This is a genomic window from Cupriavidus sp. D384, from assembly GCF_001652915.1.
Classification (GTDB): domain Bacteria; phylum Pseudomonadota; class Gammaproteobacteria; order Burkholderiales; family Burkholderiaceae; genus Cupriavidus.
In genome coordinates this window covers 125,224-148,882 of the sequence record NZ_BBQI01000017.1, presented here as the reverse complement: position 1 = coordinate 148,882, position 23,659 = coordinate 125,224, and the positions used below count along the sequence as shown (strand labels likewise).

Here is a 23,659-nt window from a genome sequence, read left to right as displayed (position 1 = left end):
TTCAACCAAGAGGGGCATCATGGGTTTCGGTTTGATTGTCATCGGCGACGAGATCCTTTCCGGACGGCGCGAGGACAAGCACATGCGCCGCGCGATCGAGCTGCTGGGCGAGCGCGGCCTCGCGCTGGACTGGGCCGAGTATGTGGGCGACGAACGCGGTCGCATTACCGCCACGTTGCGGCGTACGTTCGCCGGGCCGGATGTCGTGTTCTGCACCGGCGGCATCGGCGCCACGCCGGACGACCATACGCGCCAGTGCGCGGCGGCGGCGCTGGGCGTGGATCTGGCGCTGCATCCGGACGCACGCGAACAGATCGCGCTGCGCATCGCCGAGACGGCCAATGGCGACCCGGTCAAGGCCGACCTGAATACACCCGAGAACCAGCACCGGTTCAAGATGGGCGAGTTCCCGGTGGGCGCGCGCATCATCCCGAACAGCTACAACCGCATTCCGGGCTTTTCGGTGGCCGACCACCACTTCATGCCCGGCTTCCCGGTAATGGCGTGGCCGATGATGGAGTGGGTGCTCGACCACTACTACACGCACCTGTTCCACCTCGACGCGGAGCAGTCGCGCGCGTTCTATGTGTTCGAGGCGCCGGAGTCGACGCTGACGCCGCTGATGGAGCAGGTGGAGGCCACGTTCCCGGGCATCCGCGTGTTCAGCCTGCCGTCGGTGGGCGACGTCACCCGTGGCGACCGCCTGGCGCGCCGCCATATCGACCTGGGCGTGAAGGGATCGGCCGACCTGGTGGCGCCCGCCTATGCGATGCTGATCGAGGGCGTGCGGGCGATGGGGTTCGAGATCGTCGAGCAGTAGGGCGGAGCGGCCGAGCGCCGCAAGGCGAAAAAAAGCGCATCACGATTGTGATGCGCTTTTTGTTTGCCGGGCGTGCCGAGGGGCGGACTCAGGCGCCGTGCCACGGCAGGCCGCGGAAGCACCAGCCTTCCACGGTCTTGCGGTGGTGGTCGTCGTCGCGCGCGCCCTCGAATCCTTCCAGCACATCCATGGCCAGCGTGTAGCCGGCCTCGGTCGCCACGCGCGCGGCGTGCTTGGAGCGTGCGGCGCTGCGGCACAGGAACAGCACCGGTGCATCCTGCGGCACACGAGCCTTCAGTTCGGCCACGAAATCCGGGTTCTGGGTGCCACCCGGGTAGGTCGACCATTCGACGTGCACGAACTGTTCGTCAGGCAGCGCCACGCCGCCCACCCAGTCAAGCTCGGCCTGGGTGCGCACGTCGACCAGCACGGCCTTGGGATCGGCCTGCAGCAGCGCGTAGGCTTCCTGCGGGGTGAGGGCGCCGTAGTAGGCGAGCTGCCCCTGTTGCTGACGTGCGTGGGCGGCCTGGAGGAGGGTGTCTCGGGTAGTCATTCTGTGTGACGGAGTCAATAAGAAAGCGGTCAAAACGGGCGCAATCGGACGGCTTGCCGGTGTGTTGGCAACAAAGCCCAATCTTTGCTGGGAGTCAGCCCCAATCGGCGCTATTCTAGCGCCCGGCCGTTGCGAGCGGCCCGAAAAATGGCGGCAATCCCGGTGCGCTGTTTTGGTGCCAAACAAGTGCGTCTCACCGTGTTTGGCACTGAATCGGTGCTGTAGCTTGAATCATGCACCAGAATGGTGTTTCATGGGTGTCGGGCCTGATGATCCGTATCGGTAAAGCGAGGCGGGTGCAGGCCGGCAGCCGGGATTGCATGCAATCCGCATCCCCCGTGGCGGTGCGGTCTGACAGGCAGATGCACGTTTTTCGGGAAGTCTGTGCGATTGGCGCCCCGCTTGGGACCGGCGTTGGCACGCTTTCTGCTAACATCCTTCGTCCCTTTTGGGGCGGCCAGATCGGCAGGTCCGGAGGTCGCACCAACAATGGCTTTCTCAGACACAGCCTCGAATTTCCAGGAGATAGGCATGGCGCAGAGCGTTGCAGATGTGATGAAGCTCGTGAAGGAAAACGACGTCAAGTTCGTCGATTTCCGCTTCACGGATACCAAGGGCAAGGAACAGCACGTTTCGGTTCCGACGTCGCACTTCGACGAAGACAAGTTCGAAAGCGGCCACGCCTTTGACGGTTCGTCCATCGCGGGCTGGAAGGGTATCGAAGCCTCGGACATGCTGCTGATGCCGGACTCGGGTACCGCCTACATCGACCCGTTCTATGAAGAACCGACCCTGGTCCTGACCTGCGACGTGATCGAACCGTCGGACGGCAAGGGCTATGACCGCGACCCGCGCTCGATCGCCAAGCGCGCCGAGGCCTACCTGAAGAGCACCGGCCTGGGCGACACCGCCTTCTTCGGTCCGGAACCCGAATTCTTCATCTTCGACGGCGTGACCTGGAACATCGACATGCAGGGCTGCTCGGTGAAGATCCAGTCGGAAGAAGCTCCGTGGTCGTCGGGCAAGGAATTCGAGCACGGCAACAGCGGCCACCGTCCGGGCAAGAAGGGCGGCTACTTCCCGGTTGCCCCGATCGACACGTTCCAGGACATGCGTTCGGAAATGTGCCTGATTCTGGAATCGCTGGGCATTCCGGTTGAAGTGCACCACCACGAAGTGGCTGGCCAGGGCCAGAACGAAATCGGCACGCGCTTCAGCACGCTGGTGCAACGCGCCGACTGGACGCAGCTGCAGAAGTACGTGATCCAGAACGTCGCGCACACCTACGGCAAGACCGCCACGTTCATGCCGAAGCCGGTCGTGGGCGACAACGGTTCGGGCATGCACGTTCACCAGTCCGTATGGAAGGACGGCCAGAACCTGTTCGCAGGCAACGGCTACGCCGGCCTGTCGGAATTCGCGCTGTACTACATCGGCGGCATCATCAAGCACGCCCGCGCCCTGAACGCCATCACGAACCCGGGCACGAACTCGTACAAGCGCCTGGTGCCGGGCTTCGAAGCCCCGGTGAAGCTGGCCTACTCGGCCCGCAACCGCTCGGCCTCGATCCGTATTCCGTACGTTGCGAACCCGAAGGGCCGCCGTATCGAAACGCGTTTCCCGGATCCGCTGATGAACCCGTACCTGGGCTTCTCGGCACTGCTGATGGCCGGCCTGGACGGCGTGATGAACAAGATCCACCCGGGCGAAGCTGCCGACAAGAACCTGTACGACCTGCCGCCGGAAGAAGACGCAAAGATCCCGACCGTCTGCTCGAGCCTCGACCAGTCGCTGGAGTACCTGGACAACGATCGCGAGTTCCTGACCCGCGGCGGTGTGTTCTCGAACTCGATGATCGATGCGTACATCGAACTCAAGATGGAAGAAGTCACGCGTTTCCGCATGACCACTCACCCGATCGAGTTCGACATGTACTACTCGCTGTAAAGCGATAAGTGGGTTGCCAGGTTGTGACCGGGCAACACTTGCACCAGGAAGGGGCGGCTTCGGCTGTCCCTTTTTGTTTTGCAGCGACGTTGCTCGCTAGAATGGGGCTCCTTTTCCCAACCTTCATGTCGATGTTCATGAACGCCATTTCGAACAAGGTCTTCAGCATGGCCGGCGGCGCGCTGCCGCACCAAATGCGTGTGGGTTTCCCCATTCTGGTGACGATGGCTGCCGTGGCGCTGGCCGTCTGGGCCGCGCCCGCCGCGGCGCAGTCGTCGGATGTGTACATGTGCAAGGGCGCCAACGGCGTGCCCGAGTACCGCAACGGCAGCAGCGGTGGCAAGGACTGCAAGAAGCTCAACCTGCCCGATGTGGTGACGGTGCCCGGCGGGCGCAGCAGCGGCGCCGTGACATCGGCCGCCAAGCCGGCTGCCACGTCGCCCGCGGCCTTCCCGCGCGTGGACAGCGCAACCCAGCGGACCCGCGACGGCGAGCGCCGGGCGGTGCTGGAGCAGGAGCTGCAGTCCGAGGAATCCAAGCTGGCCGGGCTGCGCGCCGAGTACAACAACGGCGAGCCCGAGCGCCAGGGCAACGAGCGCAACTATCAAAAATATCTGGATCGCACCGCACGGTTGCGCGATGACGTTGCTCGCAGTGAAGCCAATGTGGCATCGCTGCGGCGGGAACTGTCGAATCTGAAGGATTGAAACCGATGCGTCGCCTGATTCGCGGAGTTTCGCGCAAGGTTACCGGGGCCGACCGCAAGCCGGGCGTGGCCGATACTGAAGCCCTGGTAGCGCGCGATGCCGATATCGTGCCATTGGGCGACGTCGCATTTCATCCCGGCCTGGATGTGGTGGCGAATCCGGTGCTGCTGGTGCGCCAGCCGGGGCTGCAGGTGGTCTACGCCAACCCGGCCGCCGAGGCCAGCTTTGCCATGTCGCGCAAGGCCATGGTGGAACTGACGCTGCCCGACCTGTTCGGGGCGTCGGAAGAACTCGACGCGATGATCGAGTCGGTCATGGCCCGGCAGGTGGATGTGCGCCGGCAGGACCTGGTGCTGCGCCCGCCGCTGCAGGAGCCGCTGCATGCCCACGTGGTGGTGGGTGGCATCGAAGGCTTTTCGAGCACGGTGCTGGTCGAGATCCTGCTCAACGAGCAGAAGGTGCGCAGCGACCGCGAGGAGCGCCTGATCGACCTGACATCGGCCAACAAGGAACTGATCCGCAATCTGGCGCACGAGATCAAGAACCCGCTGGGCGGCATCCGCGGGGCGGCGCAGCTGCTGGAGTTCGAGCTGCCCGAGCGTGCGCTGCGCGAGTACACGCAGGTCATCATCAAGGAGTCGGACCGCCTGCAGACGCTGGTGGACCGGCTGCTGGAGCCGCACCGGCACCCGCACATCGTCTCCGAACTCAATATCCACGAGGTGCTGGAGCGTGTGCGCTCGGTGGTACTGGCCGAATTCCCGAACGGGCTCGATATCGTGCGCGACTACGATGCCAGCCTGCCGGAACTGCGCGGCGACATGGAGCAGCTGATCCAGGCCGTGCTGAACATCGTCCACAACGCGGCGCAGGCGTTGCACGAGCGCATCGCCGGGGGCGACGCGCAGATCGTCTTGCGGACCCGGGTGGCCCGCCAGGTCACGATTGCCAAGCGTTTGTACAAGCTGGCATTGGACTTGCATGTGATAGACAACGGCCCGGGCATCCCCGAGGACATTCGCGAACGCATCTTCTATCCGCTGGTGTCGGGGAGGGATGGCGGTAGCGGTCTCGGTCTCACACTCGCTCAAACCTTCGTGCAGCAGCACGAGGGCTTGATCGAATGCGAGAGCCGGCCGGGCTGTACCGACTTCCGTATCCTGCTGCCGCTGCACTGACCGTCGATCCAAACATCGACGCGTCCGGCGCGGCGATCCAGCGGGTCATACGGGAGACCACATGACACCGAGCAGACAAGCGACGCACATGAAGCCGATCTGGATAGTCGACGACGATCAATCAATCCGCTGGGTCCTGGAAAAGGCCCTTGCCCGTGAAAGCCTGCTCTCCCGCAGTTTTACCAATGTGCGCGACGTGCTCGCGGCGTTGGAAGAGGACGAGCCGCAAGTCCTGATTTCCGATATCCGCATGCCTGGCGGGTCGGGGCTGGACCTGTTGCAGGCGATCAAGGCGCGCCACCCCGGGCTGCCGGTCATCGTGATGACCGCGTACTCGGACCTGGACAGCGCCGTGGCCGCCTTCCAGGGCGGCGCCTTCGAATACCTGGCCAAGCCGTTCGATGTCGACAAGGCTGTCGAACTGATCCGCCGCGCGCTGGAGGAAAGCCTGCGCGAGGAGGAAATGGACGATCGGCTAGTCGACGCGCCCGAGATCCTGGGCCAGGCGCCGGCCATGCAGGACGTGTTCCGCGCCATTGGCCGGCTGTCGCAGTCGAATGTGACCGTGATGATCACCGGCGAGTCTGGTACCGGCAAGGAACTGGTGGCGCGTGCGTTGCACAAGCACAGCCCGCGCGCCAACGGCCCGTTCATCGCACTGAATACGGCGGCGATCCCGAAGGACCTGCTGGAGTCGGAATTGTTCGGCCATGAGCGCGGCGCGTTCACGGGCGCGCAGACCATGCGCCGCGGCCGCTTCGAGCAGGCCGAGGGCGGCACGCTGTTCCTCGACGAAATCGGCGACATGCCATTCGATCTGCAGACGCGCTTGCTGCGCGTGCTGTCGGACGGCAATTTCTATCGCGTGGGCGGCCACAATCCGCTGCGCGCGAACGTGCGGGTCATCGCCGCGACCCACCAGAACCTGGAAACCCGCGTCAAGGAAGGGCTGTTCCGTGAGGACTTGTTCCACCGGCTGAACGTGATCCGGCTGCGGTTGCCGCCGCTGCGCGAGCGGCCCGAGGACATCACGCTGCTGGCGCGCCATTTCCTGCAGAAGAGTGCCAAGGAACTGGGTGTCGAGCCCAAGCGCATGTCGGACGACGCGTTGACCTATGTCAGCACGTTGCCGTTCCCAGGCAACGTCCGCCAGCTCGAAAACCTGTGCAACTGGCTGACCGTGATGGCGCCGGCGCAGACCATCGAGGTCAAGGATCTGCCGCGCGAGATGATCGATGCCGGACACGGCGAAAGCCTGTCGGCGTCGCGCCCGATGGCCGCCGAAATGCGGCCGGCAGGCGACTACGATGCGCTGGAGACGTCCGACTACAGCATGGGCGCGCCTGGCAGCGATGGCGACACCCTGGTAGCCACGCGTCCGCCGATGGTGGCGACGTCGCCGGCCATGGCGCCTGCCTATGCCGCACCGGCCGTCACGCAAAGCTGGGAAAGCCTGTTGGCCGGCGAGGCGAAGTCGATGCTGGAATCCGGGCAGCAGGAAGTCATGGATGCATTGACGCGCCGCTTCGAGAAGGCCGTGCTGGAAGCCGCGCTCGGCGTCACGCGCGGGCGTCGCGTGGAAGCAGCCACCCGGCTCGGAATTGGCCGGAATACGATTACGCGGAAGCTCCAGGAGCTTGGGTTCGACTGAGATCCGGTTGCAAGCCCCGCGCAAGCGTGAAGGGAGGCCCTGTCGGGCCTCCCTTTTTCAATGCGGAGCCTGTCTATGGGCTGACGGGTTCGGGCGCCTCGTCCACCCTGAACGCGGGAAGCCAGACGTCGGGCCCGGGCGCCAGCAGGACCCTGCCTCGCGCCGATACCCGCTTGCCAGCCAGCTTGCGGGCCTGGGGAATCGTCATGCCGCGCAGTTCCCAGAAGTCAAACTCGTCCGTTTCCAGCATGATTGTCGGAAACGGGTCGCTGCCCCGGATCTGAATCTCTCCCACCAGCGTCTGCGGAGGCTCGGCGGGCGGGTCGGTGGCGCATGCCGTGATGGCGAGCGCGGCGAGGAGTGTGGCAAGGGTTGCGGCGAAGCTTGCTTTCACCGTCGGCTCCACAATAGGCGGGGCGCATGCGCGCCCCTGTACATGTCTCATTGAAGCACGACGGACAGCGTGCGTTATGCCAACTGTTTCAGCTTCAAGACCCTTTCCGCCATTTCCGCAAAACCTTCTCCACCGGCCGCATCGGTGATGTAGGCGGGTTTCACTGGCAGTTTGTCCAGAATGTCGCGTACGTTCGCCACGCCCACCGACAGGGGGAAATGGCCGAACATCGCCACGTCGTTGGCCGAATCGCCGATGAACAGCCACTCATCGCGCTGGACGTCGATGTCGTCCCCGAGTAATTCCTCTACACAGAGCCGGCTCATCGACAGCTTGTCGTGGTGGCCGAACCAGCCGTTGACGTGGATCGAGCTGACGGTGGCGGTCATGCCGGCGCCGCGCATGATGGCTACGATGCGGTCGACGGCGGTCTGGGGCAGCGGCGAGACGTCTTCGGCGTGGTCGATGGCCAGGTCGGCCGCGTGCCATGCCTGGTCCGACGCCAGCGCGCAGCCCGGCACTTCGCGCAGGATTTCCTGGCCCAGCGCATGAATCCGGAACAGGTTGGCCTCGCGGGTGGCGGCATCGTCGAGAAAGCGGGTGATGAGCTTGTTGTCGACGAGATGTGAGTAGAACGCACCATTTTCACCGATGATCGCGTCGACAGGCCACAGGCGTGTCAGGATTTCCGCCCATGCGATGCAGCGCCCCGTCACCGGGACCACGTGCAGTCCGGCCCGTTTGAGCCGGTCGAGCGCGACGTAGGTGGCGGCGGGCAGGCGGCCATCGGTGGTCAGGGTGCCGTCGATGTCGGTCAGGATGCCGCGGACACGGCGCAGCGCGCTGTCGGGCAGGGCGGAAAAGGAGGTCGGTACGGTCATGGCGGGGGATTGTAGCCGTGGCGGCCGGAGCCTGGCGGGGCAATTGTCTGTCGTCAATATGCTGCAACATTCTCTTGCGCAAGGGCGGGTTTGCCCGGTGTTCGATGACAACGGAGCGGCGTAACATGCCTGTCACAAAAAATGCATACAGTCGGTCGCTTTTTCAAAAAAACTGTCGCACCGAACGGCCTCAGGAGAAATGCCAATGTCCTTCCCGCGCTTCGCGTTGAAATTCGCCGCAGTGGCCAGCCTGGCCCTGGCCGGCACGGCCCACGCAGCCGTAGAGATCCAGTGGTGGCACGCCATGCAGGGCGCGCTGAACGACAAGGTGAACGAGATCGCCAACAAGTTCAACGCCAGCCAGTCTGACTACAAGATCGTGCCCGTGAACAAGGGCAACTACGACGAGACGATGGCCGCCGGTATCGCCGCGTTCCGCGCGGGCGGCGCCCCGGCCATCCTGCAGGTGTTCGAGGTAGGCACCGCCACGATGATGAGTGCCAAGGGCGCCATCAAGCCGGTGTCCGTCGTCATGAAGGAAGCGGGCGAGAAGTTCGACCAGAAGGCCTATATCCCGGCCGTGGCGGGTTACTACACCTCGTCAAAGGGCGAGATGCTGTCGTTCCCGTTCAACAGCTCGACCACCGTCTTCTATTACAACAAGGACGCCTTCAAGAAAGCTGGCCTGTCGGCCCCGCCGAAGACCTGGCCCGAGGTGATGCAGTATTCGGCCAAGCTCAAGGCGGCCGGCAGCAGCTGCGCCTACACCACCGACTGGCAGAGCTGGGTGCACCTGGAAAGCTTCTCGGCCTGGCACAACACGCTGTTCGCGACCAAGAACAACGGCTTTGGCGGCACCGACGCGCGTCTGGTGTTCAACAGCCCGCTGCACGTGAAGCACATCACCAACCTGCAGGAAATGGTCAAGAAAGGCTATTTCAGCTACGGCGGCCGCAAGTCGGAGTCGCAGGCCAAGTTCTACAACGGCGAATGCGCGATGTTCACGGGCTCGTCGGCGTCGCTGGCAAACATTCGTAAAAACGCCAAGTTCCAGTTCGGCGTGTCGCAGCTCCCGTACTACGCGGACGTGCAGGGCGCCCCGCAGAACACGATCATCGGTGGCGCTTCGCTGTGGGTGATGGGCGGCAAGAAGGCCGAAGAATACAAGGGCGTAGCCAAGTTCTTCACGTTCCTGTCGCAGCCCGAGATCCAGTCCGACTGGCACCAGGCCACTGGCTATCTGCCGCTGACGATGGCTGCCTATGAGCTGACCAAGAAATCGGGTTATTACGACAAGAATCCGGGCGCCGATGTGTCGGTCGAGCAGATGGTCGTGAAGACCACCGACAAGTCGCGCGGCGTGCGCCTGGGCAATCTGGTGCAGATCCGCACGATCGTCGACGAGGAACTGGAATCCGTGTGGGCGGGCAAGAAGGAGCCAAAGGCGGCGCTGGACGCGGCCGTGGCACGCGGTAACGAACAGCTGGAACGCTTCCAGAAGACCGCGCGGGAATAACTCCGGCCGGTGCGGGACCCGAGCGGGCGGCGGCACAACCGTCGCCCGCTTGACGTTTGTTCAGTCGTTCAGTCGTTCAGTCTCAGGGCGGAATCCATCCCATGGAAAAACGCGTCGTATTCCGGTCGCCGTGGCTGCCGTATCTGCTGGTGCTGCCGCAGATCGTCATCACGCTGGTTTTCTTCTTCCTGCCGGCCGGGCAGGCGCTGTGGCAGTCGATGCTGCAGCAGGATGCCTTCGGCATCAATCTCGATTTCGTTGGCGCCGACAACTTTGTCACACTCTGGAACGATCCGAACTACATCGAATCGTTTCAGGTGACAGGCGTATTTGCCATCGGCGTGACCGTGGTGGGCCTGTCGGTGGCGCTGTTGCTGGCGTACTTTGCCGACCGCGTGGTGCGTGCCGCCACCGGTTACAAGACGCTGCTGATCTGGCCGTACGCCGTGGCGCCGGCCGTGGCGGGCGTGCTCTGGATGTTCATGTTCAACCCGACGCTGGGCGTGGTGTCATTCGCGCTGCGCAAGATCGGGGTGGACTGGAACTACCTGCTCGACAGCAACCAGGCGCTGGCCCTGGTGGTGCTGGCGGCCGCGTGGAAGCAGATCAGCTACAACTTCCTGTTCTTCCTGGCCGGGCTGCAGAGCATTCCCAGGTCGCTGATCGAGGCGGCGGCCATCGATGGCGCCGGGCCGTGGAAGCGTTTCTGGTCGATCGTGTTCCCGCTGCTGTCGCCAACGACGTTCTTCCTGCTGGTGATCAACGTGGTCTACGCGTTCTTCGACACGTTCGCGATCATCGATGCGGTGACGCACGGCGGCCCGTTCAATTCCACGAATACGCTCGTCTACAAGGTGTTCCACGATGGCTTCCGCGGCATGGACATCGGCGGCTCGGCCGCGCAGTCCGTGGTGCTGATGGTGATCGTGATCGCGTTGACCGTGGTGCAGTTCCGCTTTGTGGAACGCAAGGTCCAATACTGACAGGAGGATAGGCAATGGTAGAGCGTCGTCCTGTACTGGACTTCATTACCCACGTGGTGCTGATCCTGGGCATCGTCGTCGTGGCGTTTCCGGTGTACCTGACTTTCGTGGCGTCGACGCTGACGGCCGAACAGGTGCTGGACGCCCCGATGACGCTGATCCCGGGCGGCCACCTGATCGAAAACTATCGCACGGTGCTGTTCCAGGGCGTGGGCGAATCGGCGTCGCCGGTGTCCACGATGATGAAGAACAGCCTGATCATGGCGCTGGGCATTGCGCTGGGCAAGATCGCGATCTCGATCATCTCGGCCTTCGCGGTGGTCTATTTCCGCTTTCCGCTGCGCAAGGTGTTCTTCTGGATGATCTTCATCACGCTGATGCTGCCGGTGGAAGTGCGGATCCTGCCGACCTACAAGGTGGTGTCGGACCTGGGCCTGCTGGATAGCTACCTCGGGCTGACGATTCCGATCATCGCGTCGGCCACGGCCACGTTCCTGTTCCGCCAGTTCTTCCTGACCATTCCGGACGAACTGGCCGAGGCAGCCCGCATCGACGGCGCCGGCCCGCTGCGCTTCTTCTGGGATGTGGTGCTGCCGCTGTCGCGCACCAGCATCGCGGCGCTGTTCGTGATCCAGTTTATCTACGGGTGGAACCAGTACCTGTGGCCGCTGCTGATCACCACGCAGAAATCGATGACGCCCGTGGTGGTGGGCGTGACGCAGATGATCTCCCGCTCGGGCGATGCGGCCACCGACTGGAACCTGGTGATGGCCACGGTGATGCTGGCGATGATTCCGCCGGCCGTGGTGGTCGTGCTGATGCAACGCTGGTTCGTCAAGGGCCTGGTGGAAACGGAAAAATAAGGTCAGACCATGGCAAAGCTGTCTCTTCGCAACGTACAGAAGACCTACGCCGGCGGCACCCAGGTGGTGCATGGCATCGATATGGAAATCGCCGACGGCGAGTTCATCGTGATCGTCGGCCCGTCCGGCTGTGGCAAGTCCACGCTGCTGCGCATGGTGGCGGGGCTGGAAACGATCACCGGTGGCGAGGTGCATATCGGCGACAAGGTCGTGAACGACCTGGAACCGGCCGAGCGCGACATCGCGATGGTGTTCCAGAACTACGCGCTGTATCCGCATATGAGCGTCTACGACAACATGGCGTACGGGCTCAAGATCCGTGGCATGTCGAAGGCCGAGATCGAACAGCGCGTCAAGCACGCGGCCGGCATCCTGGAGCTGGCGCCGCTGCTGGAACGCAAGCCGCGCGCGCTGTCGGGCGGCCAGCGCCAGCGCGTGGCCATGGGCCGTGCCATCGTGCGCGAACCGGCCGTGTTCCTGTTCGACGAACCGCTGTCGAACCTCGATGCCAAGCTGCGCGTGCAGATGCGCCTGGAACTGAAGGACCTGCACCGCCGTCTGAAGACCACCAGCCTGTACGTGACCCATGACCAGGTGGAGGCCATGACGCTGGCCGACCGCATGATGGTGCTCAACGGCGGACGCGTCGAACAGATCGGCACGCCGCTGGAAGTGTATTCGCGCCCGGCCAGCACGTTCGTGGCCAGCTTCATTGGCTCGCCGCCGATGAACCTGGTGCCGGTGGCGCGCAATGGCGCGGGGCAGGGCGCCCAGGGCGGCGAGGCGCAGATGCGGGTCCTGCCGAAGGAAGGTCAGGCCGGCGCGGCCACGCTGGGCCATCTGCCGATGGGCCTGCACCTGCCGGAGCAGGCGCTGATGGGGCTGCGTCCCGAGCACATCGAGCCGTGCGCCACGCACGAGGCGATTGCCGAGGTAGACGTGCGCGTGGTGGAGGCGCTGGGCGCCGACTCGTTTGCCTACGGCACGCTGGGCGGCCAGCCAATCGTGGTGCGGCTGGACAGCCATATGCCCGTGCGCGCCGGCGACAAGCTGCCGATCACCGCATCGGCCGATCACCTGCACTTCTTCGACATGCAGCACGGCAAGCGGATCGAGGTCCTGGCATGAGCGATATCCGGACGAACTGGCCGTATCCGCGGCATATCGCGCACCGTGGTGCCGGCAAGCTGGCGCCCGAGAACACGCTGGCGGCCTTTCGTCATGGCGCGTCGTTCGGCTACCGGATGTTCGAGTTCGACGTGAAGCTGTCCGGCGACGGCAAGCCCGTGCTGATGCACGATGCCACGCTGGACCGCACGACCTCGGGCCGCGGGCGCGTCGACGCGCTGACGCTTGGCGAGATCGCCTTGCTGGACGCCGGCACCTGGCACAGCCCGGCATTCGCCGGCGAGCCGGTGCCGACGCTGGCGGCCATCGCCCGCTATACGCAGGCCAACGGCTTCCTGGTCAATATCGAGATCAAGCCGGTACCGGGTGCCGAATACCGCACTGGCGCAGCCGTGGCTTTTGACGCACTTTCATTGTGGGAGGGTGCGGCCGTGCCGCCGCTGCTGTCGTCGTTTTCCGAGGTCGCGCTCGAAGCGGCGCGGCTCGCCGCGCCGAACCTGCCGCGCGCCTTGCTGCTGGACAAGCTTCCGCCCGACTGGCTCGACCGCCTGCGGCGCCTGGATTGCGTGGCGCTGGACTCGAATCATCGCGAACTCGACGCCAGGGTCATTGCCGACGCCCATGCTGCGGGCTTCAAGGTGCTGTGCTACACGGTCAACGACCCGTCGCGGGCGCAGGACCTGCTGTCCTGGGGGCTCGATGGCCTGATTACCGATGCGGTCGACCAGATCGAACCGCAGTCATAGCAGCCGTAGCGTTCCTGGACAAACTGTCTCGATTTTGCATCACGAAAAGTCCCCACTGTCTGGGGGATTACATGCTATGCTCTGCGAGTGAAGACTTAGGTCCTTCCCGCACAACTTGCCCTTTCGGGTCAGGCGGCGAGACCGGGACAGACGGCACCCCCGGGTGCCGTTCGTTCAAGGTGGTAACCGCAGGACCCCCAAGAGTTGTTTGCAATCCGCTAACCGGTCAGGCCGTGTCGCGGAAGGTTGATGAACCCGCTTAACTCCGGCATACCCGGAGAATAGTGAGCGCCCCATGATGCAGCAGTATCAAAGCAATTCGTACCTCTTCGGCGGCAACGCCCCCTATGTGGAAGAGCTGTACGAGGCCTATCTCCAGAATCCCAGCTCGGTTCCCGACAACTGGCGCGCGTATTTCGACGCGATGCAGAATGTCCCGGCTGTGGACGGTTCCAACGCCCGCGATATCCCCCACGCCCCGATCGTCGCCTCGTTCGCCGAGCGCGCCAAGGCTGGCCCCATCAAGACCATTGTTGCCTCGGCCGATTCCGACATGGGCCGCAAGCGCGTCGCTGCCACGCAGCTGATCGCCGCATACCGCAACATCGGTTCGCACTGGGCCGACCTCGATCCGCTCAAGCGTCAGGAGCGTCCGCCCCTGCCTGACCTGGATCCGGCGTTCTACGGTTTCTCCGAGGCCGACCTCGACATCGTCTTCAATGCCAGCAACACGTATTTCGGCAAGGAGTCGATGAGCCTGCGCGAGCTGCTCAACAACCTCCGTGAGACGTACTGCGGCACCATCGGCGCCGAGTTCATGTACGTGAGCGACCAGGCGCAGAAGCGCTGGTGGCAGGAACGCCTGGAAACCACGCGTTCCAAGCCCGTGTTCACGCTGGAGAAGAAGAAGCACATCCTCGACCGCCTGACCGCGGCCGAAGGCCTGGAGCGCTTCCTCCACACCAAGTATGTCGGCCAGAAGCGCTTCTCGCTGGAAGGCGGCGAAAGCTTCATCGCCGCGATGGACGAACTGATCCAGCACGCCGGTTCCAAGGGCGTGCAGGAAATCGTGATCGGCATGGCCCACCGTGGCCGTCTGAACGTGCTGGTCAACACGCTGGGCAAGATGCCCGCCGACCTGTTCGCCGAATTCGAAGGCAAGCACGTCGACGACCTGCCGGCCGGTGACGTGAAGTACCACAAGGGCTTCTCGAGCGATGTCTCGACCGAAGGCGGCCCGGTTCACCTGTCGCTCGCGTTCAACCCGTCGCACCTGGAAATCGTCAACCCGGTGGTGGAAGGCTCGTCGAAGGCGCGCCAGGAACGCCGTGGCGACGCGGGCCACAAGGAAGTGCTGCCGGTGCAGGTGCACGGCGACGCGGCCTTTGCCGGCCAGGGCGTGGTGATGGAAACGCTGAACCTCGCGCAGACCCGCGGCTACGGCACGGGCGGCACGATGCACATCGTCATCAACAACCAGATCGGCTTCACCACCTCGGACCCGCGCGATGCGCGTTCGACGCTGTATTGCACGGACGTGGTCAAGATGATCGAGGCCCCGGTGCTGCACGTGAACGGCGACGATCCCGAAGCCGTGGTGTACGCCATGCAACTGGCCGTTGACTTCCGCATGGAATTCAACAAGGACGTCGTGGTCGACATCATCTGCTTCCGCAAGCTGGGTCACAACGAGCAGGACACTCCTGCCATGACGCAGCCGCTGATGTACAAGAAGATCGGCCAGCACGCGGGTACGCGCAAGCTGTACGCCGACAAGCTGGTGGCCCAGAACCTGACCGCCGGCGAGTTCGGCGACGAGCTGGTCAAGGGCTATCGTGCCGCCATGGACGCCGGCAAGCACACGGTCGACCCGGTCCTGTCGAACTTCAAGAACAAGTTCGCCGTGGACTGGATGCCGTTCCTGAACCGCAAGTGGACCGATGCCGCCGACACCGCCGTTCCGATGACGGAACTGAAGCGTCTGGCCGAGCGCATCACCACGATTCCGGAACAGCTCAAGCTGCACCCGCTGGTGGACAAGGTCATCAAGGACCGTTCCAACATGGGCAAGGGCGAGCAGATGCTGGACTGGGGCATGGGTGAACACCTGGCCTTCGCCTCGCTGGTCGCTTCGGGCTACCCGGTGCGTATCACCGGCCAGGATGCCGGCCGCGGTACGTTCACGCACCGTCACGCCGTGCTGCATGACCAGGGCCGCGAGCGCTGGGATGCCGGCTCGTACGTGCCGCTGCAGAACGTGTCGGACAACCAGGCACCGTTCACGGTGATCGACTCGGTGCTGTCGGAAGAGGCCGTGCTCGGCTTCGAATACGGCTACTCGACCGCCGAACCGAACGCGCTGGTGATCTGGGAAGCCCAGTTCGGCGACTTCGTCAACGGCGCCCAGGTGGTGATCGACCAGTTCATCTCGTCGGGCGAAGTGAAGTGGGGCCGCGCCTCGGGCCTGACGATGATGCTGCCGCACGGCTACGAAGGCCAGGGTCCGGAACACAGCTCGGCCCGTATCGAGCGTTTCCTGCAGCTCTGCGCAGACCACAACATGCAAGTGGTTCAGCCGACCACGCCGGCCCAGATCTTCCACCTGCTGCGTCGCCAGATGATCCGTCTGTTCCGCAAGCCGCTGGTGATCATGACGCCGAAGTCGCTGCTGCGCAGCAAGGACGCCGTGTCGCCGCTGTCCGATCTGGCCAAGGGCCATTTCGAGACCGTGATCCCCGATCACGAGGAACTGAACGCCAGCAAGGTCAAGCGCGTGATCATGTGCTCGGGCAAGGTCTACTACGACCTGGTCAACACCCGCAAGGAACGCGAGGCGGGCGACACCGCGATCATCCGTCTGGAACAGCTGTACCCGTTCCCGCACAAGGCCGTTGCCGCAGAACTCAAGAAGTACCCCGGCGCGACCGAAATCGTGTGGTGCCAGGACGAGCCGCAGAACCAGGGTGCCTGGTTCTTCGTCCAGCACTACATCATGGAAAACATGACGGAAGGCCAGAAGCTCGGTTATGCCGGTCGTCCCGCCTCGGCTTCGCCGGCGGTGGGCTACTACGCAAAGCACAACGAGCAACAGAAGGCGCTGCTGGAAGCCGCGTTCTCCAAGCTCAAGGGCTTTGTTCTGACCAAGTAATTCGTTGGTACCCCGCGGCGGCGCACAGGGATGCGCGCTGCGGGACTGCCTGCCTGAAACGAAACACATCGCATACATCGAGGATTTAACAAACCATGGCTATTGTTGACGTCAAGGTTCCGCAACTGTCTGAATCGGTCGCCGAAGCGACCATGCTGAACTGGAAGAAGAAGCCGGGCGAAGCCGTTGCTCAGGACGAAATCCTGATCGAAATCGAAACGGACAAGGTTGTGCTGGAAGTGCCGGCCCCGTCGGCTGGCGTGCTGTCGCAGATCGTCAAGAACGACGGCGACACCGTTGTGGCCGATGAAATCATCGCCAAGATCGACACGGAAGCCACCGCTGGCGCCGCCGCTCCGGCTGCTGCCGCCCCGGCTCCTGCAGCTGCCGCTCCGGCCGCTGCCCCGGCCGCCGCTCCCGCTGCTGCTGGCGCCATCGCCATGCCGTCGGCTGCCAAGCTGATGGCCGAAGGCGGCCTGTCGGCCTCGCAAGTTGCCGGCACCGGCAAGGACGGCCGCATCACCAAGGGCGACGTGCTGGCCGCTGGTTCGGCCCCGGCACCGGCCGCCAAGGCTGCTCCGGCTCCGGCCGCTGCCAAGCCGGCCCTGCCGCAAGTGTCGGCCCAGGTCGACTTCGCCGCGCTGGGCGACCGCCCGGAAGAGCGCGTGCCGATGAGCCGCCTGCGCGCCCGTATCGCCGAGCGCCTGGTGCAGTCGCAATCGACCAACGCCATCCTGACCACGTTCAACGAAGTGAACATGAAGCCGGTCATGGATCTGCGTAACAAGTACAAGGATCGCTTCGAGAAGGAACACGGCGTGAAGCTGGGCTTCATGTCGTTCTTCGTGAAGGCCGCCGTCCACGCGCTGAAGAAGTACCCGATCATCAACGCTTCGGTTGACGGCAACGACATCGTCTACCACGGCTACTTCGACATCGGTATCGCCGTTGGCTCGCCGCGTGGCCTGGTGGTGCCGATCCTGCGCAACGCCGACCAGATGAGCCTGGCCGACATCGAGAAGAAGATTGCCGAGTTCGGTGCCAAGGCCCGTGACGGCAAGCTGTCGCTGGAAGACCTGACCGGCGGTACGTTCTCGATCTCGAACGGCGGTACGTTCGGTTCGATGCTGTCGACCCCGATTATCAACCCGCCGCAATCGGCCATCCTGGGCGTTCACGCCACCAAGGACCGCGCCGTGGTGGAAGACGGTCAGATCGTGATCCGTCCGATGAACTACCTGGCCATGTCCTATGACCACCGTATCATCGACGGCCGCGAAGCCGTGCTGGGTCTGGTGGCCATGAAGGAAGCGCTGGAAGATCCGGCCCGCCTGCTGCTGGACCTGTAATCGGTCCTGTCCCCAGACAGACACTCCGTCTTTCGTTTGTCGTCGTCCCCGCACTCCGGTGCGGGGACCCGGCGAGCGCATCGCCCGCGCGATGCCGCCGGATGCCTGCCACATTGGCGCGGGCATGACGTGCCAAAGAGATATTTCCCATGAGCAAACAATTCGACGTGCTGGTGATCGGCGCCGGCCCCGGCGGCTACATCGCCGCCATTCGTGCTGCCCAGCTGGGCCTGAACGTGGCTTGCCTGGAAGGCAACGCCTATGACGATCCCAAGGGCGAAGCCCGTCTGGGCGGCACCTGCCTGAACGTGGGTTGCATTCCGTCCAAGGCGCTGCTGGCTTCCTCGGAAGAGTTCGAGAACGCCTCGCATCACCTGGCTGACCACGGCATTACCGTGGGCGACATCAAGGTCGACGTGGCCAAGATGCTCAAGCGCAAGGACGACATCGTCGGCAAGATGACCAAGGGCATCGAGTTCCTGTTCCGCAAGAACAAGATCACGCTGGTCAAGGGCTACGGCAAGTTCGCCGGCAAGGCAGCCGAAGGCTTCCAGGTCGAAGTGAACGGCGAAACGCTGACCGCCAAGCAGGTCATCATCGCCACGGGCTCGAAGGCCCGTCACCTGCCCGGTATCACTGTCGACAACAAGCTGATCAGCGACAACGAAGGCGCGCTGAAGTTTGAGTCGGTGCCGAAGAAGCTGGGCGTGATCGGCGCCGGCGTGATCGGTCTGGAACTGGGTTCGGTATGGCGCCGTCTGGGCGCCGACGTGACCGTGCTGGAAGCGCTGCCCGCATTCCTGGGCGCTGCCGACGAAGGCGTGGCCAAGGAAGCCCAGAAGCTGCTGACCAAGCAAGGCCTGAAGTTCAACCTGAGCGTCAAGGTCAATGAAGTCAAGACCGGCAAGGACAACGTCACCGTTGCCTACACCGACAAGGACGGCAAGGACCAGACGCTGGAAGTGGATCGCCTGATCGTGTCGGTCGGCCGCGTGCCGAACACCGACAACCTGGGCCTGGAGGCCGTTGGCCTGGGCGTGGATCAGCGTGGCTTCATCGAGGTTGACGACCACTGCCAGACCAAGGTGCCGGGCATCTGGGCAATCGGCGACGTGGTGCGTGGCCCGATGCTGGCGCACAAGGCCGAAGACGAAGGCGTGGCCGTGGCCGAGCGCATCGTCGGCCAGAAGCCGCACATCGACTTCAACACGGTTCCCTGGGTCATCTACACGTTCCCGGAAATCGCGTGGGTCGGCAAGACCGAGCAGCAGCTCAAGGCCGAAGGCCGCGAGTACAAGTCGGGCCAGTTCCCGTTCATGGCCAACGGCCGTGCGCTGGGCATGGGTGCTTCGGATGGCTTCGTGAAGATGCTGGCCGATGCCAAGACCGACGAGATCCTGGGTGTGCACATCGTGGCAGCCAATGCTTCGGACCTGATCGCCGAAGCCGTGGTGGCCATGGAGTTCAAGGCGGCAAGCGAAGACATCGGTCGCGTCTGCCACCCGCACCCGTCGATGTCGGAAGTCATGCGCGAAGCCGCGCTGGCCGTCGACAAGCGTCAGCTGAACATGTAATACCCGTTCACCTCCTGGTGAGCACCGGCGCGCCGCGATTCCTGCGGCGCGCCGTTTTCGCTTGAAGCACCCCGGTATTTCCCAGGCCCCGACATGAACGTCACCGAGTTTTACGAACACGAACTCAAGCAGCGCGGCTATCAGTCCGACGAGGCGCAACTGCGCGCCGTGGCGCGGCTGCAGCAGTGCTACGACGAGTGGGTGGCGTACAAGAGCCGCCGCAACAACGCGCTGAAGAAGCTGTTGGTGCACCCGGATGTGCCCAAGGGCGTATACCTGTGGGGCGGGGTGGGGCGCGGCAAGTCGTTCCTGATGGACAGCTTCTATTCCTGCGTGCCCGTGGTGCGCAAGACCCGGCTGCATTTCCATGAATTCATGCGCGAGGTGCATCGCGAGCTTGAGGAGCTGCGGGGCCGTCCCGACCCGCTCGACGAACTCGCCAGGCGCATCGCGCGCCGCTTTCGCCTGATCTGCTTCGACGAGTTCCACGTCAGCGACGTGGCCGACGCGATGATCCTGCACCGCCTGCTGCAACAGCTGTTCGACAACGGCGTGCAGTTCGTGATGACGTCGAACTATCGTCCTGACCTGCTGTACCCGGACGGCCTGCATCGCGACCGCGTGTTGCCGGCCATCCAGCTGCTGCAGACGAAACTGGACGTGCTGAACGTCGACGCCGGTATCGACTACCGGAAGCGGGCGCTGGAGCAGGTGCAGGCGTACCACACGCCGCTGGGCCGCGAGGCAAGCGCCGCGCTGCGCGATGCGTTCGTGTCGATTGCCGGTACTGCCGACGAATCGCCGATTCTCCATATCGAGCATCGCGAGATCAAGGCGCTGCGCAAGGCCAACGGTGTGGTCTGGTTCGATTTCGCCACCCTGTGCGGCGGACCACGTTCGCAGAACGACTATCTGGAAATTGCCTCGCAATTCCACACGGTGATCCTCTCGGACGTGCCAAAGATGACGCCGCGCATGTCGTCGGAGGCGCGCCGTTTCACCTGGCTGATCGACGTGTTCTACGACCACAAGGTCAAGCTGCTGATTTCTGCCGAGGTGCCGGCCGACGAGCTGTATACCGAAGGGCAGATGGCTAACGAGTTTCACCGCACCGTGTCGCGCATCATCGAGATGCAGTCGCGCGAGTACCTGGAATCGGAACGCCGGGTGATGGACACCTCCCTGACCTGATCAGCCTGAAATCGAGGCGCCCTGCAAGCCACCGTTGTTTGCCGGACACCTGCAAGGGCCGATTCTGAGGTCGTTCCCCCAAGTTTGATTTGTATCAAGGAAGGGCGCGCGCAAGGTACCTAGTATCCACTGGGTAATAAAAGCGCGCCATGCCGTCTCCAACTACCGCCCCCCTCGCGCCAAGTCTGGCATCTGCCAGTGCATCTGCCAGTGCATTTGCCGACCCCTCCGACGCCCCTTCTGCCGGGCGGGCATTGGCGTCTTCGCCAGCTTCCTCCGCGCTTTCTTCCACGCTTCCTCCCGTTTCATCCACCGATTGCTTCCATTGCGGGCAGCCACTGAAGGCCGCCGCGCCGTTTGTCGCCCAGATCGACGGCCAGTCACGCACTTTTTGCTGCGGCGGCTGCCAGACCCTGGCGCAGACGCTGCACGCCGCCGGCTTCGGGCATCTCTACGGCGATGTCACACGCTTTGCGCGTCCGATCGACGCTGAAGCCCGGCGCGAAGCCGAGCCGGTCTGGGCTGCCTATGACACCCCGGAATTGCGCAGCCAGTTCGTGCGTCCGGCCGGCGACGGCCGCTCCGAGGTGACGCTGGCGCCGGAAAACATCCGTTGTGCCGCCTGCGCGTGGTTGATCGAGCAGCATCTGGGGCAGTTGGAAGGGGTGGAGTCGGTGGTTGCCAATGTGGCGACGCGCCGCGTGATCGTGCGTTGGCGCGATGCCTCGCAAGGCGTTGCCGACCTGTTGTCCAGCCTGGCCGATATCGGTTACGCGGCATGGCCGTTCGAAGTGTCGCGCTCCGACCAGCAGGATCGCCGCGAACGCCGCAGCCTGCTGATGCGGATGGCCGTGGCGATGCTCGGCATGATGCAGGTGATGATGTACGCGTGGCCGCTCTATACGCACGAAGCCACGATCGATCCCGGCCAGCTGCAGCTCATGCGCTGGGCCAGCTTTGCCTTGACCGTTCCGGTCGTTCTCTATTCCGCCTGGCCGATCTTTGCCGGCGCCTGGCGGTCCCTGCGGCACCGCCACATGGGCATGGACGTGCCGGTCGCCATTGGCGTGGCGGCAGGCTTCCTGGCCAGTGCCGTCGCCACCGCGCGCGGCGTGGGCGAGGTGTATTTCGATTCCGTGACGATGTTCGTCGCGTTCCTGTTGCTGGCGCGCTACCTGGAACTGCGGGTGCGCCAGGCATCGCGCAGCGGCGCGGAAATGCTGGCGCGGCAGCTGCCGGCCACCTGCGAGCGGCTGGCACAGGCCGGTGGCGCGGGCGAGCGTATCCCGGTTGCCCGACTGCAGCCGGGCGACCGCATCCGGGTCAAGGCCGGCGAGATCGTGCCCGCGGACGGCGTGGTGCTGGCCGGCGCGAGCGAACTCGATGAATCGATGCTGACGGGCGAGGCGCGCCCGGTAAAGCGCGCGGTGGGCGACACCGTGTTGGCGGGCTGTTTCAACGCGGCCAGTCCGCTTGAAGTCCGTATCGACCGTATCGGTGCGCAGACGCGGCTGGCGGAGATCGTGGCGGTACTCGATCGCGCGCTGGCGGACAAGCCCCGGCTGGCGCAAGTGGCCGATCGCGTCGCCGGCTGGTTCGTCGGCACCCTGCTGGTCATGGCGGTGGTGACCGGGGCGGTCTGGGCGGTATGGATCGATCCGTCGCGTGCGCTGCTGGTGACGGTGGCGGTGCTGGTGGTGAGTTGTCCGTGTGCGCTGTCGCTGGCCACGCCGGCCGCGCTGGCGGCGGCGGGCGCCGCGTTGTCGCGGCGCGGCATGTTGCTGACGCGTGCACATGCGCTCGAAGCCCTGGCGCGTGTCACCGACGTGGTGCTCGACAAGACGGGCACGCTGACGGAAGGGTGCTTTGCCCTGGTCTCCACACAGACATTCGGCGCGGCCGATGCGCAGGCCTGCCGACGGCTGGCGGCCGCCATGGAACGCGGCGGCGAGCATCCGATCGCCCGGGCGTTGACGGAAGCCTGTGACGACGCCGGCATGGGTCATCCCACGGTAAGCGACCTGCGCAATGTACCGGGGCAAGGACTCGAAGCCCTGGTGGATGGTCGTCGGCTTCGCCTTGGGCGCCGCGAATACGTGGCTGCCTTGTCATCCGGGACAGAACCCGATGCACGGGGGCACGAGCGCCACCCGGGCGCCACGGAAGTCTGGCTGGGGGACGACACAGGCCTGCTTGCTTGTTTCCAGCTGGCCGATGTCGAGCGTGCCCAGACCCGCGCGCTGCTGCGCGCACTTGGCGCGCAGGGTGTGCGCTGCCATCTGGTGTCGGGCGACAGCGCGGCAGCCGTGCGCTGGTGGGCGGATCGTTTCGGCATGGATACGGCGCACGGCGCCGTGACGCCCGAAGGCAAGCGCGAGTACGTGGCCGCATTGCAGCAGCGTGGCGCAGTGGTGCTGGCGGTGGGCGATGGCATCAACGACGCCCCGGTACTGGCACAGGCGCAGGTGTCGATCGCCATCGGCAGCGGGGCGCCGCTGGCGCAGGCGGGAGCCGATGCGGTACTGACGCACGGCGGCGTCGCAGAGATTGCAACTGCCATCGGCGCCGCGCGCCGCGCCCGCCGCGTGGTGCGGCAGAACCTGGGGTGGGCCTTTGCCTACAACGTGATTGCCATCCCGCTGGCCGCAACGGGCCATGTCACGGCCTGGATGGCAGGCATAGGCATGTCGGTGTCATCGCTGCTGGTGGTGGCTAACGCGTGGCGGCTGCTGCGCGTCAAGGCCGCGGCGCCGGAAGCGCGGGAAGGGGAGTCCTGATGGAAACGCTATATCTGCTGGTGCCGATGAGCCTGGTGCTGGTGGCATTGATCGCAGGGGTCTTGTGGTGGGCGTTGCATGCGGGTCAGTACGACGACCTGGATCGGCCCGCGCAAGCCATCCTGCTTGATAACGACAAGCCGCAGGGGCCCGAGCGCGCCCGATAGGGCGAAGCGGGCAGGTGCGTGCAGGTGCAGGACCGGTGCACAGACATTACCCGGCGAAAACAGTTCGTGTGTGGTGCGCAAGGATT

The 23,659-nt window shown here is 64.5% G+C and carries 19 protein-coding genes; 16 read left to right on the top strand and 3 right to left on the bottom strand.

The genetic code is table 11. From position 1 onward, the window contains the following. The first annotated feature begins 19 nt into the window (after positions 1-19). Positions 20-820: a molybdopterin-binding protein gene (locus A9J21_RS08170; RefSeq protein ID WP_066733721.1), complete on the top strand. Its 801-nt coding sequence runs from the start codon at positions 20-22 to the stop codon at positions 818-820. A gap of 88 nt (positions 821-908) precedes the next feature. On the opposite strand, the gene A9J21_RS08165 is transcribed toward A9J21_RS08170, so the two are convergent. Further along, on the bottom strand, positions 909-1,373 hold the full coding sequence (locus A9J21_RS08165; RefSeq protein WP_066733719.1) for a rhodanese-like domain-containing protein: 465 nt from the start codon (positions 1,371-1,373) through the stop codon (positions 909-911). Between the two features lie 531 nt (positions 1,374-1,904). Here A9J21_RS08165 and A9J21_RS08160 point away from each other — a divergent pair. The 4 genes from A9J21_RS08160 (at position 1,905) to ntrC (ending at position 6,856) form a co-directional block, all read left to right on the top strand. Next, on the top strand, positions 1,905-3,320 hold the full coding sequence (locus A9J21_RS08160; RefSeq protein ID WP_066733717.1) for a 3-hydroxylaminophenol mutase: 1,416 nt from the start codon (positions 1,905-1,907) through the stop codon (positions 3,318-3,320). Positions 3,321-3,457: 137 nt separating this feature from the next. After that, on the top strand, positions 3,458-4,027 hold the full coding sequence (locus tag A9J21_RS08155; protein WP_404851353.1) for a DUF4124 domain-containing protein: 570 nt from the start codon (positions 3,458-3,460) through the stop codon (positions 4,025-4,027). Between the two features lie 5 nt (positions 4,028-4,032). After that, the gene (gene glnL / locus A9J21_RS08150) at positions 4,033-5,205 is read left to right on the top strand and encodes a nitrogen regulation protein NR(II) (RefSeq protein WP_066733715.1); all 1,173 of its coding nucleotides are present in this window, start codon (positions 4,033-4,035) and stop codon (positions 5,203-5,205) included. Between the two features lie 88 nt (positions 5,206-5,293). Next, positions 5,294-6,856: a nitrogen regulation protein NR(I) gene (gene ntrC / locus A9J21_RS08145; RefSeq protein WP_066733708.1), complete on the top strand. Its 1,563-nt coding sequence runs from the start codon at positions 5,294-5,296 to the stop codon at positions 6,854-6,856. A gap of 73 nt (positions 6,857-6,929) precedes the next feature. Here ntrC and A9J21_RS08140 read toward each other — a convergent pair whose 3' ends face one another. Together A9J21_RS08140 and A9J21_RS08135 are read right to left on the bottom strand one after the other, a co-directional pair. Then, positions 6,930-7,250: a hypothetical protein gene (locus A9J21_RS08140; protein WP_066733901.1), complete on the bottom strand. Its 321-nt coding sequence runs from the start codon at positions 7,248-7,250 to the stop codon at positions 6,930-6,932. Positions 7,251-7,324: 74 nt separating this feature from the next. Continuing rightward, positions 7,325-8,131 carry an HAD-IIB family hydrolase gene (locus A9J21_RS08135; protein WP_066733707.1) on the bottom strand — a complete coding sequence of 269 codons (807 nt, stop codon included), beginning with the start codon at positions 8,129-8,131 and terminating at the stop codon, positions 7,325-7,327. 205 nt (positions 8,132-8,336) lie between these two features. On the opposite strand from A9J21_RS08135, the gene ugpB reads away from it, so the two are divergent. From ugpB to ccoS, 11 genes are all read left to right on the top strand, one after another. Next, on the top strand, positions 8,337-9,647 hold the full coding sequence (gene ugpB, locus A9J21_RS08130; protein WP_066733706.1) for a sn-glycerol-3-phosphate ABC transporter substrate-binding protein UgpB: 1,311 nt from the start codon (positions 8,337-8,339) through the stop codon (positions 9,645-9,647). Between the two features lie 101 nt (positions 9,648-9,748). Continuing rightward, entirely contained in the window at positions 9,749-10,630 is an 882-nt protein-coding gene (ugpA, locus tag A9J21_RS08125; RefSeq protein WP_066733703.1) for a sn-glycerol-3-phosphate ABC transporter permease UgpA, read from the top strand. A 14-nt stretch (positions 10,631-10,644) separates the two neighbouring features. Beyond that, positions 10,645-11,493, top strand: a complete 849-nt coding sequence (gene ugpE / locus A9J21_RS08120) for a sn-glycerol-3-phosphate ABC transporter permease UgpE (RefSeq protein WP_066733700.1) — start codon at positions 10,645-10,647, stop codon at positions 11,491-11,493. Positions 11,494-11,502: 9 nt separating this feature from the next. Continuing rightward, positions 11,503-12,621 (top strand): sn-glycerol-3-phosphate import ATP-binding protein UgpC, encoded by a 1,119-nt coding sequence (locus A9J21_RS08115; RefSeq protein ID WP_066733693.1) that lies wholly within the window; start codon positions 11,503-11,505, stop codon positions 12,619-12,621. Continuing rightward, a complete protein-coding gene (ugpQ, locus tag A9J21_RS08110; protein WP_066733685.1) occupies positions 12,618-13,367 on the top strand; it encodes a glycerophosphodiester phosphodiesterase in 750 nt (249 codons plus the stop codon). Before A9J21_RS08115 ends, ugpQ begins: the two co-directional genes overlap by 4 nt. Before the next feature lie 295 nt (positions 13,368-13,662). Then, on the top strand, positions 13,663-16,515 hold the full coding sequence (locus tag A9J21_RS08105) for a 2-oxoglutarate dehydrogenase E1 component (RefSeq protein ID WP_066733682.1): 2,853 nt from the start codon (positions 13,663-13,665) through the stop codon (positions 16,513-16,515). A 95-nt stretch (positions 16,516-16,610) separates the two neighbouring features. Further along, positions 16,611-17,864 (top strand): 2-oxoglutarate dehydrogenase complex dihydrolipoyllysine-residue succinyltransferase, encoded by a 1,254-nt coding sequence (gene odhB / locus A9J21_RS08100; protein WP_066733679.1) that lies wholly within the window; start codon positions 16,611-16,613, stop codon positions 17,862-17,864. A gap of 149 nt (positions 17,865-18,013) precedes the next feature. Then, positions 18,014-19,438 carry a dihydrolipoyl dehydrogenase gene (lpdA, locus tag A9J21_RS08095; RefSeq protein WP_066733677.1) on the top strand — a complete coding sequence of 475 codons (1,425 nt, stop codon included), beginning with the start codon at positions 18,014-18,016 and terminating at the stop codon, positions 19,436-19,438. Positions 19,439-19,531: 93 nt separating this feature from the next. Further along, positions 19,532-20,629: a cell division protein ZapE gene (zapE, locus tag A9J21_RS08090; RefSeq protein ID WP_066733675.1), complete on the top strand. Its 1,098-nt coding sequence runs from the start codon at positions 19,532-19,534 to the stop codon at positions 20,627-20,629. A 149-nt stretch (positions 20,630-20,778) separates the two neighbouring features. After that, positions 20,779-23,406 carry a heavy metal translocating P-type ATPase gene (locus A9J21_RS08085; protein ID WP_082926302.1) on the top strand — a complete coding sequence of 876 codons (2,628 nt, stop codon included), beginning with the start codon at positions 20,779-20,781 and terminating at the stop codon, positions 23,404-23,406. After that, a complete protein-coding gene (gene ccoS / locus A9J21_RS08080; protein ID WP_066733674.1) occupies positions 23,406-23,573 on the top strand; it encodes a cbb3-type cytochrome oxidase assembly protein CcoS in 168 nt (55 codons plus the stop codon). Before A9J21_RS08085 ends, ccoS begins: the two co-directional genes overlap by 1 nt. Positions 23,574-23,659: the final 86 nt, after the last annotated feature.

Excerpts from the sequence above, each read along its gene's own strand:
- A9J21_RS08170 (WP_066733721.1), top strand. The coding sequence starts at position 20 with ATGGGTTTCGGTTTGATTGTCATCGGCGACGAGATCCTTTCCGGACGG.
- A9J21_RS08165 (WP_066733719.1), bottom strand. The coding sequence starts at position 1,373 with ATGACTACCCGAGACACCCTCCTCCAGGCCGCCCACGCACGTCAGCAA.
- A9J21_RS08160 (WP_066733717.1), top strand. The coding sequence starts at position 1,905 with ATGGCGCAGAGCGTTGCAGATGTGATGAAGCTCGTGAAGGAAAACGAC.
- A9J21_RS08155 (WP_404851353.1), top strand. The coding sequence starts at position 3,458 with ATGAACGCCATTTCGAACAAGGTCTTCAGCATGGCCGGCGGCGCGCTG.
- glnL (WP_066733715.1), top strand. The coding sequence starts at position 4,033 with ATGCGTCGCCTGATTCGCGGAGTTTCGCGCAAGGTTACCGGGGCCGAC.
- ntrC (WP_066733708.1), top strand. The coding sequence starts at position 5,294 with ATGAAGCCGATCTGGATAGTCGACGACGATCAATCAATCCGCTGGGTC.
- A9J21_RS08135 (WP_066733707.1), bottom strand. The coding sequence starts at position 8,131 with ATGACCGTACCGACCTCCTTTTCCGCCCTGCCCGACAGCGCGCTGCGC.
- ugpB (WP_066733706.1), top strand. The coding sequence starts at position 8,337 with ATGTCCTTCCCGCGCTTCGCGTTGAAATTCGCCGCAGTGGCCAGCCTG.
- ugpA (WP_066733703.1), top strand. The coding sequence starts at position 9,749 with ATGGAAAAACGCGTCGTATTCCGGTCGCCGTGGCTGCCGTATCTGCTG.
- ugpE (WP_066733700.1), top strand. The coding sequence starts at position 10,645 with ATGGTAGAGCGTCGTCCTGTACTGGACTTCATTACCCACGTGGTGCTG.
- A9J21_RS08115 (WP_066733693.1), top strand. The coding sequence starts at position 11,503 with ATGGCAAAGCTGTCTCTTCGCAACGTACAGAAGACCTACGCCGGCGGC.
- ugpQ (WP_066733685.1), top strand. The coding sequence starts at position 12,618 with ATGAGCGATATCCGGACGAACTGGCCGTATCCGCGGCATATCGCGCAC.
- A9J21_RS08105 (WP_066733682.1), top strand. The coding sequence starts at position 13,663 with ATGATGCAGCAGTATCAAAGCAATTCGTACCTCTTCGGCGGCAACGCC.
- odhB (WP_066733679.1), top strand. The coding sequence starts at position 16,611 with ATGGCTATTGTTGACGTCAAGGTTCCGCAACTGTCTGAATCGGTCGCC.
- lpdA (WP_066733677.1), top strand. The coding sequence starts at position 18,014 with ATGAGCAAACAATTCGACGTGCTGGTGATCGGCGCCGGCCCCGGCGGC.
- zapE (WP_066733675.1), top strand. The coding sequence starts at position 19,532 with ATGAACGTCACCGAGTTTTACGAACACGAACTCAAGCAGCGCGGCTAT.
- A9J21_RS08085 (WP_082926302.1), top strand. The coding sequence starts at position 20,779 with ATGCCGTCTCCAACTACCGCCCCCCTCGCGCCAAGTCTGGCATCTGCC.
- ccoS (WP_066733674.1), top strand. The coding sequence starts at position 23,406 with ATGGAAACGCTATATCTGCTGGTGCCGATGAGCCTGGTGCTGGTGGCA.